This is a genomic window from Halobacillus dabanensis (assembly GCF_900114165.1).
In the GTDB taxonomy this organism is placed as follows: domain Bacteria; phylum Bacillota; class Bacilli; order Bacillales; family Halobacillaceae; genus Halobacillus; species Halobacillus dabanensis.
Genome location: NZ_FOSB01000002.1, coordinates 65,442 through 81,305 on the forward strand (window position 1 = coordinate 65,442; position 15,864 = coordinate 81,305).

The 15,864-nt window shown below is 40.6% G+C and carries 18 protein-coding genes and 3 riboswitches; of the genes, 1 reads left to right on the forward strand and 17 read right to left on the reverse strand.

The features are described from left to right. Positions 1-106 precede the first annotated feature (106 nt). Positions 107-291, reverse strand: a riboswitch (Lysine riboswitch). 54 nt (positions 292-345) lie between these two features. The 14 genes from yunB to BMZ58_RS03565 form a co-directional block, all read right to left on the reverse strand. Then, positions 346-1,119, reverse strand: coding sequence for a sporulation protein YunB (yunB, locus tag BMZ58_RS03505; protein WP_075035184.1), 774 nt, complete (start codon positions 1,117-1,119; stop codon positions 346-348). 49 nt (positions 1,120-1,168) lie between these two features. Continuing rightward, positions 1,169-2,251: a cyclic di-GMP phosphodiesterase gene (locus BMZ58_RS03510; protein ID WP_075035185.1), complete on the reverse strand. Its 1,083-nt coding sequence runs from the start codon at positions 2,249-2,251 to the stop codon at positions 1,169-1,171. Positions 2,252-2,309: 58 nt separating this feature from the next. After that, positions 2,310-3,695, reverse strand: coding sequence for a bifunctional metallophosphatase/5'-nucleotidase (locus tag BMZ58_RS03515; RefSeq protein WP_075035186.1), 1,386 nt, complete (start codon positions 3,693-3,695; stop codon positions 2,310-2,312). A gap of 15 nt (positions 3,696-3,710) precedes the next feature. Beyond that, entirely contained in the window at positions 3,711-4,523 is an 813-nt protein-coding gene (locus BMZ58_RS03520; protein ID WP_075035187.1) for a sulfite exporter TauE/SafE family protein, read from the reverse strand. A 203-nt stretch (positions 4,524-4,726) separates the two neighbouring features. Continuing rightward, positions 4,727-6,124: a Fe-S cluster assembly protein SufB gene (gene sufB, locus BMZ58_RS03525; RefSeq protein ID WP_075035188.1), complete on the reverse strand. Its 1,398-nt coding sequence runs from the start codon at positions 6,122-6,124 to the stop codon at positions 4,727-4,729. A gap of 32 nt (positions 6,125-6,156) precedes the next feature. Further along, positions 6,157-6,600 carry a Fe-S cluster assembly sulfur transfer protein SufU gene (sufU, locus tag BMZ58_RS03530; protein WP_075035189.1) on the reverse strand — a complete coding sequence of 148 codons (444 nt, stop codon included), beginning with the start codon at positions 6,598-6,600 and terminating at the stop codon, positions 6,157-6,159. Next, positions 6,590-7,810, reverse strand: coding sequence for a cysteine desulfurase (locus BMZ58_RS03535; RefSeq protein ID WP_075035190.1), 1,221 nt, complete (start codon positions 7,808-7,810; stop codon positions 6,590-6,592). The genes sufU and BMZ58_RS03535 overlap by 11 nt, the downstream gene beginning before the upstream one ends. Further along, positions 7,810-9,117 (reverse strand): Fe-S cluster assembly protein SufD, encoded by a 1,308-nt coding sequence (sufD, locus tag BMZ58_RS03540; protein ID WP_075035191.1) that lies wholly within the window; start codon positions 9,115-9,117, stop codon positions 7,810-7,812. The genes BMZ58_RS03535 and sufD overlap by 1 nt, the downstream gene beginning before the upstream one ends. A gap of 19 nt (positions 9,118-9,136) precedes the next feature. Beyond that, positions 9,137-9,916 (reverse strand): Fe-S cluster assembly ATPase SufC, encoded by a 780-nt coding sequence (sufC, locus tag BMZ58_RS03545; RefSeq protein ID WP_075035192.1) that lies wholly within the window; start codon positions 9,914-9,916, stop codon positions 9,137-9,139. Positions 9,917-10,158: 242 nt separating this feature from the next. Continuing rightward, the gene (locus tag BMZ58_RS20975) at positions 10,159-10,329 is read right to left on the reverse strand and encodes a YuzK family famiily protein (RefSeq protein WP_167360017.1); all 171 of its coding nucleotides are present in this window, start codon (positions 10,327-10,329) and stop codon (positions 10,159-10,161) included. Between the two features lie 195 nt (positions 10,330-10,524). After that, positions 10,525-10,890: a carboxymuconolactone decarboxylase family protein gene (locus BMZ58_RS03550; protein WP_075035193.1), complete on the reverse strand. Its 366-nt coding sequence runs from the start codon at positions 10,888-10,890 to the stop codon at positions 10,525-10,527. Positions 10,891-10,957: 67 nt separating this feature from the next. Next, positions 10,958-11,812, reverse strand: a complete 855-nt coding sequence (locus BMZ58_RS03555) for a MetQ/NlpA family ABC transporter substrate-binding protein (RefSeq protein WP_075035194.1) — start codon at positions 11,810-11,812, stop codon at positions 10,958-10,960. A 29-nt stretch (positions 11,813-11,841) separates the two neighbouring features. Then, positions 11,842-12,510, reverse strand: coding sequence for a methionine ABC transporter permease (locus BMZ58_RS03560; RefSeq protein ID WP_075035195.1), 669 nt, complete (start codon positions 12,508-12,510; stop codon positions 11,842-11,844). After that, positions 12,503-13,528 (reverse strand): methionine ABC transporter ATP-binding protein, encoded by a 1,026-nt coding sequence (locus tag BMZ58_RS03565; RefSeq protein ID WP_075035196.1) that lies wholly within the window; start codon positions 13,526-13,528, stop codon positions 12,503-12,505. The genes BMZ58_RS03560 and BMZ58_RS03565 overlap by 8 nt, the downstream gene beginning before the upstream one ends. Before the next feature lie 78 nt (positions 13,529-13,606). After that, a riboswitch (SAM riboswitch) is annotated at positions 13,607-13,716 on the reverse strand. A gap of 207 nt (positions 13,717-13,923) precedes the next feature. After that, a riboswitch (SAM riboswitch) is annotated at positions 13,924-14,029 on the reverse strand. 92 nt (positions 14,030-14,121) lie between these two features. On the opposite strand from BMZ58_RS03565, the gene BMZ58_RS03570 reads away from it, so the two are divergent. Further along, positions 14,122-14,541, forward strand: coding sequence for a TlpA family protein disulfide reductase (locus BMZ58_RS03570; RefSeq protein ID WP_075035197.1), 420 nt, complete (start codon positions 14,122-14,124; stop codon positions 14,539-14,541). A gap of 110 nt (positions 14,542-14,651) precedes the next feature. On the opposite strand, the gene BMZ58_RS03575 is transcribed toward BMZ58_RS03570, so the two are convergent. From BMZ58_RS03575 to gcvH, 3 genes are all read right to left on the reverse strand, one after another. Further along, positions 14,652-14,963: a thioredoxin family protein gene (locus BMZ58_RS03575; RefSeq protein WP_075035198.1), complete on the reverse strand. Its 312-nt coding sequence runs from the start codon at positions 14,961-14,963 to the stop codon at positions 14,652-14,654. Between the two features lie 10 nt (positions 14,964-14,973). Next, on the reverse strand, positions 14,974-15,321 hold the full coding sequence (locus tag BMZ58_RS03580; RefSeq protein ID WP_075035615.1) for a toprim domain-containing protein: 348 nt from the start codon (positions 15,319-15,321) through the stop codon (positions 14,974-14,976). Between the two features lie 135 nt (positions 15,322-15,456). Continuing rightward, positions 15,457-15,840, reverse strand: a complete 384-nt coding sequence (gene gcvH / locus BMZ58_RS03585; protein ID WP_075035199.1) for a glycine cleavage system protein GcvH — start codon at positions 15,838-15,840, stop codon at positions 15,457-15,459. Positions 15,841-15,864 lie beyond the last annotated feature (24 nt).

Consider the following 15,864-nt stretch of genomic DNA (forward strand, 5'->3'; position numbering starts at 1 on the left):
AACGGGATTTGGAAGGCTACTGCGGATTAAAATTGAGGAATAAAAAAAGACAATGATAGAAAATAACCTACCATTGCCTTTTGCGGCAATTTGATTATCCTCCATTTCGATCAGTAGCGCCCCATGCACCCAAAAGCATGCATGACAGTGTAGCTCTTGTTCAGATATACACCAGCATCACATAGCTTGACTCGCTATGCTATACTTCGGCAAACTACCCCTTTCATCAATCATCCTCGCTTGTCTTGGCTCCAATTGATTACTGATGGTGTATGCACCTCTACCTCACCGATCTGATAAGGTCACGCATATTCAATTCTTAGCCATTTTATCAGGGGTTGATCATTATTGCAAGGGATCCATTGGATAGGAAAAAGATGGATTCCCCTCTTCTCCCGCCATACCTCCGTAAAATTGAGGGACTTCTCCTATTATAGTTGCTTGATCAATAGGGATATTATTTGTCACTGTCGTCGTTTCAGTGGAAAAAGGGATAACAATTCGGACATTGACTTCAAAATGAATCGTTAATTCAAATAAAGCTGCATTAATCCCATACTCAGTAATTTCACTTTCAACTTCCGACTGTACGTCGCCGATTACACGCAATTGCACAGGAACTTTTGGTCCTAAGTTGGCAAGCAAGCTATTATTCGTAGCCATTCCTATGGGGAGTTCAATAAGAGTGGCGGGTTGTTCTCCCAACTCTTCTTGTGACATATCAGGATCTATATCCGGTTGAAGTGATGTATCTTCCATGGGAAGTTCCCCTAACTCCATACGGCGCAAATAATTCTGCACGCGTATCGTAGTATTTCTTAACGCTCTATTCACGACTACAGAATTCCACCCCATATAAACTATATTACCTTGCTCATCCTGCTCCATTTTCACAAGATCATTAAACTGTAAATCCTCAGCAATCTGTTTACTGACCGCTTCGTTAATGGCATCTCTCGCAAGTTGTTGAGCCCTTGTTTCAGCAATTTCAACAAGTGCAGGAGTTACTCCTCTATTGATGAACCACAGACTTAACGCTGTGAATATAGCAAAAAACAATAAACTAAGTACTAGTCGCTTTCCTATTGAGGATTCACTTGTCGCACTTCTTTTTGTCATAGAACAACCCTCCTCTCCTATCTATATGATGGAAAAGAGGGTTTAAGCATTAACTTACCGATGTTGTGTGGCAATTGGTTACCATTATATTCAATTCTTTTGATAAATCAAGATCCTGACCTATAGTGCGATCGTCATTTATTATTCTGACTGTGGGACGATCACAAAGGTGAGGATGCTGTTTAACAACAATACCTTTCCTCCCGTCGCCGAGTCTGACCGATAACCCATTTGGATATACAGCAATACAACGTCGGAAAGCTTCGACCATATCTTTATCAAAAAGAGTACCGGCACCTGAATATAAGATCTCTAAGCCTTCATGTGGAAGCATAGCTTCACGATAAACACGGTTACTAGTCACTGCGTCAAATACATCTGCGATCGCTAATATCTTTCCAAACAAATGTATATCTTGACCATAAATGCCGCGTGGATACCCAGAACCATCCAGCCTTTCATGATGTTGATATGCACAATGAGCGGCTAGAAGAGGGATATTCGGAGATTGTCTCAACATTTCAAATCCAGCTTCTGAATGTATTTTAATCCATTCGAACTCTTCCTCTGTCAGCTTGCCACGCTTCTGAAGTATTTCTCTTGGGACACTGATTTTTCCTACGTCATGAAGGATGGACCCAAGTCCCAGCTCTTCTAATTGTACAGTTGAAAGCCGTAATTCCTTACCAAGGGCAAGAGCATACATTGTCACATTAAGGGAGTGGGTAAATATATAATCATCAAAGGTAAAGACATCTGAAAGTAAAGAAACAACTTCTTTATGGTTCCGAAGTTCCTCCATTAGAGATCTTACGACGCCCCGCATTTCAGTCCCTGAACGCTCCAACATATAACTCTTTGTAGTAAATGAATGATTTGCGGCGGAAAACGTTTGTTTTATAGATTTAATAGCTTTCATTCGCATTTGTTCTGATATAGGCGAATGGGCGATTACATCTTCTGTTCGTCCATCTTCAATGTAAACATATGTAATATCATAAGCTTTCAACCGATTAATGACTTTTTCTGTGAAAGAAACACCTTGATGAAGAAGGGCTTGTCCATTTTCATTATATATTGTCTTTGCCAATACCGAACCTGGTTCCAGTGATCTTGTAGCGACAACTCTCATGGTATACTCCTAACAGACTTATTATGTAACAAAGCTACCTTCTTAGGTAGCTCTTATATTATGGTTGTAGTGCTTCGGTTAAAAGATCCCGAAGCAATTCCGGCATATAGTATGTTTTGGATTTTGCATAAGCAATTTCAGGAAAAAACCTTCCGAATGTAAACGTGTCTGCAGTCGCAAAACGATAAACACGATCGTGAGCAATTGGTTCCCCGTCAAAACTCACGTTTACTACATGTTCTCCTCCATCATCATCCAATTCCAAGGCAATGTCAACACCTGCAAATACCATTTTTCCTATAACTTCCCCTCTAAAACCAAATCCCTTTAACCTTGTTTCTGTAAGTTCCTTCGTGTGAGCAGCGCGAATAACTTCAAGAAGTTCAACCCCTCTTAAGTCTACACGGCAAGGATTCATCGGATGGGGGCAGATTCGATGGATATCCTCATAGGTGATGGTACCTGCTGGAAGATGATCAAGCAGAACTCCTGCATTCAGCATAGCGATATCGGAAGACGTCCACACTCTTAATTGCTCTGTCAGTCTAGCCATTAAGGGCGTATCTTGAAACCACGCTATATGAAGAGGTTCTTCAAGAGTCGCAACTGGAGTACCCAATTCATGGACAGCTTTAGAACGGATTTTATTCACCTCGTGGGATACAACCTCATCTTTCTTCAATTGTTCGGTGGGGATTGCATAAGCCTCTTTTCTTTCTAAATGTCTTGTATCAACATTCCATTCCAGAGCAATTTCACCTAAGTGAGTACCATGCTTACCCGCCGCTGTCAATAAGGTCCCGTCGATATACTCCCCATTTTTAAAAAGATGGTGGGTATGCCCCCCGATAATGATATCAACGTTCGGATATCTTCTCGCGATCTCCTCATCTTCATTAATGCCGAGATGAGAAAGTAAAATGATAATATCTGTTTTACTCGAAAGCTCCTCTACGACCGTATCCAAGACTTCAAAGGGAGAAGTTACATCCCACCCTAACTTGTCATAAAAAGCTTGAAATGGCGCTGTCAGTCCAAAAACGCCTATTCTCGTTCCAAACTTTGATTCCAGGATTTCATAACGTTTTAGCCAATCAGGTGAATCCATACTCCTACATTCCAGGTTGGCACATACCACGTGAAATGTTGCTTGATCATACAGTGCATGAAGATCTTCACTAGCAAGAGTAATCCCTTCATTGTTACCAATGGTGGCAACATCATAACCAGCCTGGTTCAATAGCTCTACGTTCCCTTTGCCCATCAACCCTTCAGCGATAGGATGAAAACGATCGACATGATCACCATTGTCAAACAACCAATATTGTTCACCCTTACGCTCATGCATCTTTTTTTTCTCATTGAAATAGCCTACTATTTGGGGCCAATTCTCAAAATGGCTGTGTAAGTCACTTGTATAGTAAAAGTATAATTTTTCCTTCATTATCCATCAGTCTCCTCACCCTAAACCTTGCCAAATTAAGCGAATTCCAATTAATACTAGTAAAACTCTCAAGAACCACTCAACTGCTTGTCCATTAAGATGTCGATTGATCCTGGCACCGAGCGTCCCTCCAAGGTACGCCCCCGGGATGAACCAAATGGTGTGGGCCCATTCAACATGACCAAGGATAACATGTGTCGCTGAGCTACTAATGCTTGCAAAAAAAATCATAAACATCGAGGTAGCAGTAGCAATATGTGGAGGGATATTTAAAAGCAAGATCATAGCAGGGACCATAAGCGATCCGCCCCCGATGCCTAATAACCCTGACAACATCCCAACACTAAAAGATAATATTAAGCCTATGATAAAGGGCATACGATAAGTATAAGTTTTCCCATCCACCGTTTTCTTTCGTTCTATCCCTGTCTTGAACAGCAGACTTCCTGAAGTCCTTCTCGGGATGAAAAACAATAGAGAAACAATAATCATCATAACACCGAAAAACAAGGAAAACCCATCTGTCTTAAAAAATTGATTCAACCAGGAACCTAAGATCCCACCAGGAATACTACCATATAAAAAAACGAAACCGATTTTTTTATCTACCCTTTGATGTTTCATATAAGATATTGCTGAAGACATCCCGGTAAAAATCATGACGACTAAAGAAATTCCTACAATCGATTGCGGATTGACCCAATCAAAAGAAGAATAAAAGTCCCCCAAGAACAAGAGGACTGGAACAAGTATTACTCCACCACCAAGCCCTGCAATGCTTCCGACCAGGGCGGTAATCAATCCTATAATAAACATAACAAAAAACATATGGTACCTTCCTTAACTCTTAATAGATAATATTATAGTATCACGTTTTGTATTCATAAAACATCTTCCAAACTGAATGGCGATCAAAAGTTAACTCCGACAAAACATACGCATGCGTCTTGCTTATCCCTCACCACCATAACACTTATAATTTTCCACACAAAAAAGCCGTACAGACAATTATCTGTACGGCCCAGTATCACTTAACCGATAGAACCTTCCATTTCGAATTTAATGAGACGGTTCATTTCAACAGCATACTCCATCGGTAGTTCTTTTGTAAACGGCTCGATGAAGCCCATAACAATCATTTCTGTCGCTTCTTCTTCCGAGATTCCGCGACTCATCAAGTAGAACAACTGCTCTTCAGATACTTTAGAAACTTTAGCTTCATGCTCAAGAGAGATGTTCTCATTCATGATTTCATTGTATGGGATCGTGTCGGAAGTGGACTCATTGTCCATGATGAGCGTATCACACTCAACATTTGAACGAGCACCCTCAGCTTTACGACCGAATTGAACAATTCCACGATAGGTTACTTTACCACCATGCTTAGAGATCGATTTAGATACGATTGTTGAGGAAGTATTCGGTGCCAAGTGGTGCATCTTCGCCCCTGCATCCTGGTGCTGCCCTTTACCTGCAAGAGCAATCGATAAAGTCATTCCTCGTGCGCCTTCCCCTTTAAGCAATACTGCTGGATACTTCATTGTGAGCTTGGAACCTAAGTTACCATCAACCCATTCCATTGTCGCATTAGACTCTGCAACTGCACGCTTCGTTACAAGGTTATACACGTTATTCGCCCAGTTTTGAATAGTAGTATAACGGCAGTATGCGTTGTCCTTAACGAAGATTTCTACAACAGCACTGTGCAAGGAACTGGAAGAATAAGTCGGTGCTGTACAACCCTCTACATAATGAACCGAAGAACCTTCATCTGCAATAATCAGCGTACGTTCGAACTGACCCATGTTTTCCGAGTTGATTCGGAAATATGCTTGTAGAGGTGTTTCCACTTTGGTGTCTTTCGGTACATAAATAAAGGAACCTCCAGACCAAACCGCTGAGTTTAGTGCAGCGAACTTATTATCAGATGGAGGGATGACCTTACCGAAGTACTCTCTGAAAATATCTTCATTTTCTTTAAGAGCAGAATCTGTATCCTTGAATATAACACCCAACTCTTCGAGATCCTTCTCCATGTTATGATAAACAACTTCAGATTCATATTGAGCTGAAACACCAGCAAGATACTTCTGTTCTGCTTCAGGAATTCCAAGACGATCGAAAGTGTTCTTGATTTCTTCCGGCACTTCATCCCAAGAACGTTCAGAACGCTCGGAAGGCTTCACATAATACGTGATATCATCAAAGTTTAGTTCTGAAAGATCGCCACCCCACTGTGGCATTGGCATTTTATAAAATTGCTCTAGAGACTTCAGACGGAAGTCGAGCATCCATTTTGGTTCTTCTTTATAGTTGGAGATCTGTTCAACGACTTCTTTCGTCAAACCCTTTTGCGTACGGAAAATCGAAACATCTTTCTCGTGGAATCCGTATTGGTATTCTCCTACTTCTGGCGCTTTTTTGGCCATGTTATATACCTCCTTTTGGTATTGACAAAAGCTTAGTCTTGCTTCTCTTCATCGACACCCTTTTCCATCGCTTTCCAGGCTAGTGTCGCACATTTGATACGAGCCGGGAACTTTGAAACCCCCTGGAGGGCTTCAATATCTCCCAAGTCGATATCTCCTTCATCAACGTCCTTGCCTTGCATGATTTCAGAAAAGAGCTCAGACATTTTCAATGCTTCGTCAACGGGCTTCCCTTTGATAGCCTGCGTCATCATGGAAGCGGATGAGAGGCTGATGGAACAACCTTCGCCATCGAACTTAGCTTCTTTGACATGACCATCTTCAATTAACAACTGAAGTTGAATGCGGTCCCCACACGTTGGATTATTCATATCCACCGTCATAGGGTTCCCTTCAATGGATCCGCGATTACGCGGATTTTTATAATGGTCCATGATGACTTGACGATATAGCGTATCTAAATTATTAAAAGACATCGCCAAAATACTCCTTTGTTGTTTGTAATCCTGCAACAAGTCGATCAATATCTTCCTCGGTATTATAAAGATAAAAGCTTGCTCTAGCTGTAGCGGATACGTCCAACCAGCGCATTAGAGGCTGGGCACAATGATGACCAGCACGGACAGCGATTCCTTCTGCATCCAATACAGTAGCTAAATCATGCGGATGAACATCAGCTAAATTAAAGGTTACCAACCCAGCACGCTGGTCTGGACCGTATATTTTCATACCATCCAGTTTGCTCATTTCCTGAATTGCGTAAGCAGCTAATTTTTCTTCATGATCCCTTATTTCATCCAGCCCGATATTAGTAAGAAAGTCGATTGCTGCACCTAGTCCTACAGCACCGGCAATGATCGGTGTCCCACCTTCGAATTTCCACGGCAGTTCTTTCCATGTTGAATCATAAAGGTTAACAAAGTCAATCATTTCACCGCCAAACTCGACTGGCTCCATTTTATCAAGAAGAGACTTCTTCCCATAAAGAACGCCGACGCCTGTGGGACCACACATCTTATGACCGGAAAATGCATAGAAATCGGCATCCAAATCTTGAACATCAATGCTCATATGAGGAACACTTTGTGCTCCATCGACAAGCATGACCGCTCCCTGTTCATGTGCTACGCGTGCTATTTCTTTTACAGGGTTGATGGTTCCAAGTACGTTAGAAACATGCATCACAGCAACAATTTTCGTTTTTGGCGTGATGGTTTCTTTTACGTCCTCTATACGGATGGTCCCATCTGGTTGGAGCGGAATATATTTAAGATTAGCTCCAGTTTCTTTTACAATCTGTTGCCAAGGAATGATATTACTATGGTGTTCCATCGGAGTAATGATTACTTCATCTCCTTCACTCAAGTTAGCACGTCCGTAGCTTACCGCTACAGTATTTATGGCTGTGGTTGTACCTCGAGTGAAAATTACTTCCTCCGTGCTTGAAGCATTGATGAAACGTCTCACCTTTTCCCTGGCACCTTCGTATTCGTCAGTGGCTCTTGTTCCGAGAGTGTGAACACCTCTATGAACATTCGAATTATAGCCACGGTAATATTCATCAAGCTTTTCGATTACTTTGATGGGTTTCTGTGAAGTAGCCGATGAATCTAAATACACGAGCGGGTGTCCATTTACTTCCTGATGCAGAACGGGAAATGCTTCGCGTATTGCTTTTACATCCATTAATATACTTTCCTTTCAATCACTTGCCTTAACTGACGTTTAACAGCTTCAACAGGTAACTGGTTGACCACTGGCGCTAAGAAACCATGGATAATTAAACGCTCTGCTTCAAACCTGGAAATCCCACGGCTCATCAAATAGTATAGTTGAATTGGATCTACACGACCAACAGAAGCAGCATGGCCAGCTGTAACGTCATCCTCATCGATGAGTAGAATCGGGTTCGCATCTCCACGCGCATCACTGCTTAACATGAGAACACGTGACTCTTGCTCTGCATTTGACTTACTCGCTCCATGTTCAATCTTTCCAATACCATTAAAGATGGCTGATGCTTTATCCTTCATCACCCCATGTTGGAGGATATAACCGTCAGAACCTTTACCGAAATGAGTAATGTTTGCTGTGAAGTTCTGCTTTTGTTTTCCACGGCCGATGGCAACCGTCTTAGCGTTGGAGTGAGAGTTATCACCAATTAAGTGTGTAATGTTTTCAGAGACTGTATCTCCTTCATTCATCTGGCCAAGTGCCCATTCAATGACAGCATCCCGGTAGGCAACTCCACGGCGGTTGGTATACACGGTTGTACCTGCATCAAAGTTATCCACGGCACCAAAGGACACTTTCGCACCATCTTTTGCAATAACTTCTGTAACGATATTCGCAGAAGTTTTTTCCTCTTTGTTGTGAGAAATATAATTCTCTACATAAGTGACAGAACTGTTTTCTTCAGCTACTACAAGGATATGATTAATTAAAGAAGCTTTTGAATCCTCCTGCCAGAAAATCGCTTGCATAGGATCTTCAATTTGAACATCTTTAGGAATGTATAGGAAAATCCCACCGTTCATAAGTGCTGCATGAAGTGCTGTCAAGCGGTGCTCGTCCACATGAACTGCATCATTCATATAATATTTCTCTACTAAATCACTATGGTCACGAAGAGCAGTAGCGATATCAGTAAAAATGACACCCAGATCTTTCAACTGCTGATCGATAGTCGCATACGCAACTGTATGATTACGTTGAATGACTAGGTTTGGTTGGTCTTTTTCTTCATCTAAAAAATCTTTGATTTCTAAAGGGAGCTCATCTAAAGAATCGATACGATCACTTTTTACATGATGATCGAATTCCGTAAAGTTCCATTTGGAAATATTCGTTTTATCTGGTTTCGGAAGTGAAAGAGATTCCGATTTCTCCAAGGCATTAAGACGAAGGTTTTTCATCCATTCAGGCTCTTGAAGGCCTTGAGAGAATTGTGTGACATATTCTTTGTCATATGGTAGTGAGACTTCTACTGTCATGATTACCCTCCTATCTGAATTACGCGTTAACGGTTTCGTCTTCGATGCCTAGCTCTTGCTTGATCCAGTCGTACCCTTCTGCTTCAAGACGCTGAGAAAGTTCAGGACCACCGGATTTAACAACACGACCTTGCATCATAACGTGTACTTTATCAGGAGTGATGTAGTTCAATAGACGTTGGTAGTGAGTGATGATCAGGCAACCGAAAGAATCATTACGCATTTCGTTGATTCCTTGTGCCACTACTTTCAGTGCGTCGATATCAAGACCAGAATCAATTTCATCAAGAATTGCAATCGCTGGTTCAATCATCATAAGTTGAAGAATTTCATTACGTTTCTTTTCACCGCCGGAGAAACCTTCATTTAAATAACGCTGTGCCATGTTCTTATCCATATCAAGGGTATCCATTTTAGCATCCATGTCTTTGATGAATTTCATCAATGAAATTTCATCGCCCTCTTCACGGTGTGCATTAATAGAAGAACGCAAGAAATCGGAGTTCGTTACCCCACTGATTTCACTAGGGTATTGCATAGCAAGGAACAGTCCTGCTTGTGCACGCTCGTCCACTTCCATTTCCAGTACGTTTTCACCGTCAAGCAAAACTTCCCCTTTGGTAACTTCATATTTAGGGTGACCCATAATTGCGGAAGCCAAAGTAGATTTACCTGTTCCGTTCGGTCCCATAACAGCGTGGAATTCACCACCGTTAATAGTTAAATTTACACCTTTAAGGATTTCTTGACCTTCTATTTCTACGTGAAGATCTTTAATTTCTAGAGTTGATCCTGCCATAATGTATACCTCCAGTATCTATTATTATCGAATGTCCTAGTTGAACTGAATCAAAGAACTATTCTCAATTTATTCTCATTACAATCTTATATCATTTAGTATTTGTTATCAACTTTTTCCCACCAAGCAGTAAGGAAGGTTTTTTGCATAGATGATTTACAGCTTCCAACATTTTTCAACACTATTATAACATGAAAAAATCAGGTGGCTAAAGGCACCTGATTTTATAATAAGTAAAAATGTTATCTATGCAATTGACGGTCAACCTGGGCAATCATCTTCTGACTCTGTTCGAATTCACGTTGGCGTTTTTCCTCTACTTTTAATCGTGTATCCAACTTTCTGCTGTATTCCGCATAACTCATATTATGCGCTTGGTGCATGGCTTTCTCCATATCAGCAGTATAATTCAAATCCAGATGGTCACTAATAACAAATCAACCCTTTCAGATTATTTTCACAATTTAGGATACCACAGGTTTCCCTCCAGAAAAAATCCCTTAATGCATCAAATGTAGTTATCATGGTCCATCCATTCTAATGTAAGCGTTTGTATCAATTACACATGTAGAATACATCTCTTTTTCTTTAATTTTCAAACAATTCAATCAGTTGATGTTTGTTGTTAGATCGGTATATGCATCTTGGACAAGGGTGACTGCCTGACTTAGAGCGGCTCCTCCCCCAAAAGCTGTCGCTACTCCACAAGCTTCCAGGATTTCTTTTTCTGTTGCTCCTTGGTCTACACAACCCTTTGTATGATAAATCATGCAATATTCATCTTGTGCAACAATACTGATTCCAAGAGCCATCAATTGCTTATCTTTCTCTGAAATTTCCCCCGCTTTAAAACATTCCTCCGTAAACTCATTGAATTTGTGAGCCACTTCTGGCATGTGTTCAGTAAAAGCTCCCATTCCTTCTTTAAAATCATGCAAATAATTCTGCGTCCATGTCATATTTTGCTCATGCATCTCTCGAACCTCCCAATAAAAATAAGTGACTGCAGTTAGTATAAACCACAGTCACTCTTTTTATCCTTTATTCAGATTCCCCGGATACTGGTACTACAGCACCATCGTATTCTTCTTTAATAAAGTTTTGAATTTCTTCAGAACGCAGGACCTCCACCAGCTTGTTGAGTGCCTCATTATCTTCATCTTTACTTTGAGCTGCTACTACATTCACATAAGGGGAATTAGTACCCTCAAGAATAATTGCATCCTCTTTTGGTACAAGGCCTGCTTCAATAGCATAATTCGTATTAATAGCTACAAGTACATTTTCTTCACGCTTATAAACTTCTGGAAGACCTGCAGCATCAACACCTGTATCAAATTCGATGTTTTTAGGGTTTTCAACGATATCATCTACTGTGGCTTCTACTTTTTCAACACTCTCATCCAAGGTAATCAATCCTTCTTTTTCTAATAAGGAAAGAACACGGCCATGAGTAGAAACAGAACGGCTCATAACAAGTGTCGTACCTTCTTCAATATCCTCAAGATTATCATATTTTTGAGAGTAAACACCGATCGGTTCAATATGAATACCACCAAGGTTTACAAAATCATATCCATTCTCTTCTTCTTGTACTTCTAAATAAGGAATGGTTTGGAAATAGTTTGCATCTATTCGACCTTCAGACAAATCTTTGTTAGGTAAAATGTAGTCTTGATACTCCTCAATCGTTAGTGTAATACCTTCTTCCTCAAGAAGTGGCTTTGCTTCCTCCAAAACTTCGGCGTGAGGTACGCTAGTTGCACCCACTTTAATTTCAGAGCTTTCTTCACCGCCCTCTTCTTCAGAACCTGAAGTATCATTTTCAGATGAACCACATGCAGCAAGTACAAGGACAAATAATAAGGCAAGTGCGCCTGTCCATATTTTTTTCATTTGATAACCTCTCCCTTAAAACTATATTTTTATCTTTTATCCAATTTACGGGTTACTAAATCTCCGATGAATTGGAAAATAAACACAATGATAATTATGAGTATGGTGCACATAAACACTACATCCCAATTACTACGCTGGAATCCATAAAAATAAGCAAAGTCACCTAAACCACCAGCTCCAATCGCACCTGCAACAGCAGTATACCCAATCAAAGCGATGGCCGTTACTGTAATGCCTGAGATAAGAGCAGGCATGGATTCTGGAAGTAATACTTTGAAAACAATCGTGGAATATTTGGACCCCATCGATTTCGCCGCTTCCACAACCCCTTTATCTACTTCCTTCAAAGCAATCTCAACTAAACGAGCGTAAAAAGGTGCTCCGCCAATGATTAGCGCAGGTAACGCAGCATTAGGCCCACGAATTGTTCCCATTAAGAAATCAGTAAACGGGAATAATAACAAAATTAATATAATGAATGGAATGGCACGGAACACATTGACTAAAGATGCAGTAATCATGTTCAAAATTTTACTTTGCCAAAGTCCTCCCGGGCCGGATAAAAACAGAAGCAAACCCAAGAGAAGACCAATAATGAATGTGCCCGCTACGGAAATCAACGTCATGTACAACGTTTCATTTGTAGCTGTAACCATATCCTCCATGCTCACATTAGGAAACCATTGATTAAGCATTAGGGTTCACCTCCACTTCTACTGATGTGGATCGAATATACTGGATTGCCCGCTCTATTTCATCCTGTTCTCCTTCAAATTGGACATACATTGTACCGTATGCCCCTTTTTGAGTTTGGGTTATTTTCCCATGAAGGATATTGACATCAAGGGTGAATTTTCGTGAAATCTCACTAATCAACGCTTGATTTGTACTCTCCCCCACAAAGTGTAAACGGATGATTTCACCTGCTTGATAATTGTCCTTAATGAGTTTCATTGATGTCTCTTTCTCAGGATCTCCCATCACTTGGTCGACGAATTTCTTGGTTACTTGCCTTTGGGGATGGAGAAAGACGTCCAGTACATCTCCTTGCTCTACAATCTTCCCTTGCTCCATGACTGCAACTTGATGGCAAATTTTGCGGATCACATGCATTTCATGGGTGATTAATACGATAGTCAACCCTAGTTTTTCATTAATATCTACAAGCAGGTCTAAAATAGAATCCGTGGTTTCAGGGTCTAAAGCTGAGGTAGCTTCATCACACAGTAATACTTTTGGATTATTAGCAAGCGCTCTTGCGATTCCTACTCTCTGCTTTTGTCCACCACTCAACTGAGAAGGATAGGAACCTCCCCGCCCCTTTAGACCAACAAGTTCAATTAAATCGTCGACCCGTTTTCGTCGTTCTGCTTTTGGTACCCCCGCAATTTCCAGAGGAAAAGCGATATTGTCATGGACCGTTCGAGACCAAAGTAAATTAAAATGCTGAAAAATCATGCCGATTTCCTGCCTCGCGAGTCTTAGCTTTCCCTTGCTTAAAGAAGTGAAGTCCTGATCATCGATCCTGATACTACCTTCTGTAGGGTCTTCCAAACGGTTAAGAAGACGAATGAATGTACTTTTACCCGCCCCACTATAACCAATTACTCCATAAATCTCACCTTTATTGATATCCAGACTTAGATCGTCTACTGCTCGGACTTCCTGATCTTTGGTCTGGAAAATCTTCGATAATCCTTTGATTGTAATCATGCTGCATTTCCCTCCAATTCAAAAAACGCCACTCTGTTAAGAGAACAGAATGGCGTTTCACGTTACCTTTGACCTGTTCTCTCATCTGCCAAAGTTCGAACTTTGCAGGAATTGGCACCTTATCAAGCATTTCACTTGCCGGTTGCCGGGCATCACAGGGCCAGTCCCTCCGCCTCTCTGGATAAGAGATTTTATTATGTTAAATTATTATTACTTTAATTCACTTCAGTAGCACAAAGAGAATTTTAGCACCGCCCTAATTTTATGTCAACTAATAAATGCGAGTGTTCTGAAAAAGGAATATCTTCTGTTTTCTAGATCCCTCTACTAGTTTGGAAAAAATTCAAAATTAAAAAATCCCTTCAATAAAATAGAAGAGATTGCCGTTTCAACGCTTCTCATCTATCAAAGTCTTAGACTCCGCAGGAATTAGCACCGTACAAATAATCTGCCGGTTGCTGGGCATCACAGGGCCAGTCCCTCCGCCTCTCTGGATAAGTGAAGATGTCGATATGAATTTAATGGATATGTTAGCATGAGGGTGTCAAAAGCGTCAATTGATAAATTCCACCAAAATTAAAAGGAGAATTACGTTGCATAAACAAGCCCCACTTTTCGAATTGCCTTATATCAACAACTCTAACACCTATCAATTACAACAAGATCTAGGGAAAGTAATCGTTCTCACTTTTTGGGCTTCATGGTGCCCGGATTGTGGAAAAGACTTACCAAAAAAAGAGCAATTATATCAGACGATGGATCATGAGAAGGTTGTTATGATGACTGTGAATGTTACCGGACGAGAACGATCCAAAGAAGAAGCGATTCGCTATACAAAAGAATTTTTAACCCAACCCACACTTGCTGACTATAATCGCACCATCTATGATTTGTATGAATGTGATGGTGTTCCTTCCACAATCATTATCGACAAAGAAGGAAATATCCACGCCCAATTCGGTGATCAGGCTCCCTTTCTAGAAATAGTGAAAAAACTCGGAGAACTCATTTAGCAAAAATTAAAAAAACATGGGGGAGATAATCCCTCATGTTTATAAATATAATACACGTAAATCTAACTATTACTTACAGTTTTTTCGTCATTACCCAGGAAATTTTTTGTTTATTTTACAAAGTTCCCTAACTCTTCATACATGTGAGAAACAGAATGAAAAGCATAGATCTTTTTCTCCACTATTCCTTGTTTTGTCACAAGAAGACACGGAACACTTTTAATCTGGTACCTTTCCATAAGGGAAGGATGAAGAGAAGCATTCCACTCCAGGAAAACTTCCTGTTCAACAACAGCTTCCAATGTCTGAAGCATTCGCCTAGCTAAATGACATGTACCACAAAAAGGACTATGAATAAAAGAGAGAACAGTATCTTGTGACCGTAAAGTTCTTTCTACCTCAGACACTTCTATCTCTTGCACGAGAATCCTCCTAAATTAAATAGATCGACTTTACAATAAAATGCCTGCTGAGTAATGCTCTTGCCAGTTCAGGCTCAGGTGTTGCAGCCACTTCTCTGAAAGCTTTATCAATGTATATATGCTCTGCATGAGGTAACTCTTCGGTCAGTTGTTTTCGAATTTTGTAGCCTGAATCATCTTCATCTACGAGGATATACACCGTTCTATCATCCAGATTATGGTCAAAAATCATTTCTTCCATCCGCTCAAGACCCAGTGTCCCATAAGTACATATGATTTCTATCTCCTCGTCTAATACCTTGACTAACTTTTTCTTATCTGTGATACCTTCAACTATGACAATGCGTTCTCCATCCACCTTCATCACCTACTATATAGAAACAGACCATACCCCTTGAGGCATGGCCTGAACATGATTAAGATCAAACGTGATCATGTCAGACAAGGAACCCTGTGTAGCCCTGCCTGTACAATAGTTCTAAAACATTATCACTCAGTCTTCGTTTATCATTGCTTCATATTCTTCAGGACTCATCAAGTTATCCACCTGAGCATTATCACTAGGTTCTACAACGACCATCCACGCTTTATCATAAGGAGACTCGTTCACGAATTCTGGGCTATCTTCCAGTTCTTCGTTTACTTCTACTACTTTTCCGCTCAGCGGAGCATAAAGCTCAGATACCGTTTTAACAGATTCTACGCTACCAAATGGCTCATCTGCTTCTATTTCATCCCCAACTTCTGGTAACTCTACGAATACAATGTCACCTAATTCAGATTGAGCAAAGTCAGTAATTCCAACTCTTACTTTCTCTCCCTCATTTTTAACCCATTCATGTTCTTCCGAGTAACGCAAGTCTTTTGGTAAGCTCATCTAAAAAACCTCCACAATAGTAGT

What these genes read in the sequence shown, in the direction of transcription:
- BMZ58_RS03520 (WP_075035187.1), bottom strand. Translation starts at nt 4,523, where the DNA reads ATGTTTTTTGTTATGTTTATTATAGGATTGATTACCGCCCTGGTCGGA.
- sufC (WP_075035192.1), bottom strand. Translation starts at nt 9,916, where the DNA reads ATGGCAGGATCAACTCTAGAAATTAAAGATCTTCACGTAGAAATAGAA.
- yunB (WP_075035184.1), bottom strand. Translation starts at nt 1,119, where the DNA reads ATGACAAAAAGAAGTGCGACAAGTGAATCCTCAATAGGAAAGCGACTA.
- BMZ58_RS03565 (WP_075035196.1), bottom strand. Translation starts at nt 13,528, where the DNA reads ATGATTACAATCAAAGGATTATCGAAGATTTTCCAGACCAAAGATCAG.
- BMZ58_RS03550 (WP_075035193.1), bottom strand. Translation starts at nt 10,890, where the DNA reads ATGCATGAGCAAAATATGACATGGACGCAGAATTATTTGCATGATTTT.
- BMZ58_RS03560 (WP_075035195.1), bottom strand. Translation starts at nt 12,510, where the DNA reads ATGCTTAATCAATGGTTTCCTAATGTGAGCATGGAGGATATGGTTACA.
- sufU (WP_075035189.1), bottom strand. Translation starts at nt 6,600, where the DNA reads ATGTCTTTTAATAATTTAGATACGCTATATCGTCAAGTCATCATGGAC.
- sufD (WP_075035191.1), bottom strand. Translation starts at nt 9,117, where the DNA reads ATGACAGTAGAAGTCTCACTACCATATGACAAAGAATATGTCACACAA.
- sufB (WP_075035188.1), bottom strand. Translation starts at nt 6,124, where the DNA reads ATGGCCAAAAAAGCGCCAGAAGTAGGAGAATACCAATACGGATTCCAC.
- BMZ58_RS03515 (WP_075035186.1), bottom strand. Translation starts at nt 3,695, where the DNA reads ATGAAGGAAAAATTATACTTTTACTATACAAGTGACTTACACAGCCAT.
- BMZ58_RS03510 (WP_075035185.1), bottom strand. Translation starts at nt 2,251, where the DNA reads ATGAGAGTTGTCGCTACAAGATCACTGGAACCAGGTTCGGTATTGGCA.
- BMZ58_RS03535 (WP_075035190.1), bottom strand. Translation starts at nt 7,810, where the DNA reads ATGGATGTAAAAGCAATACGCGAAGCATTTCCCGTTCTGCATCAGGAA.
- gcvH (WP_075035199.1), bottom strand. Translation starts at nt 15,840, where the DNA reads ATGAGCTTACCAAAAGACTTGCGTTACTCGGAAGAACATGAATGGGTT.
- BMZ58_RS03555 (WP_075035194.1), bottom strand. Translation starts at nt 11,812, where the DNA reads ATGAAAAAAATATGGACAGGCGCACTTGCCTTATTATTTGTCCTTGTA.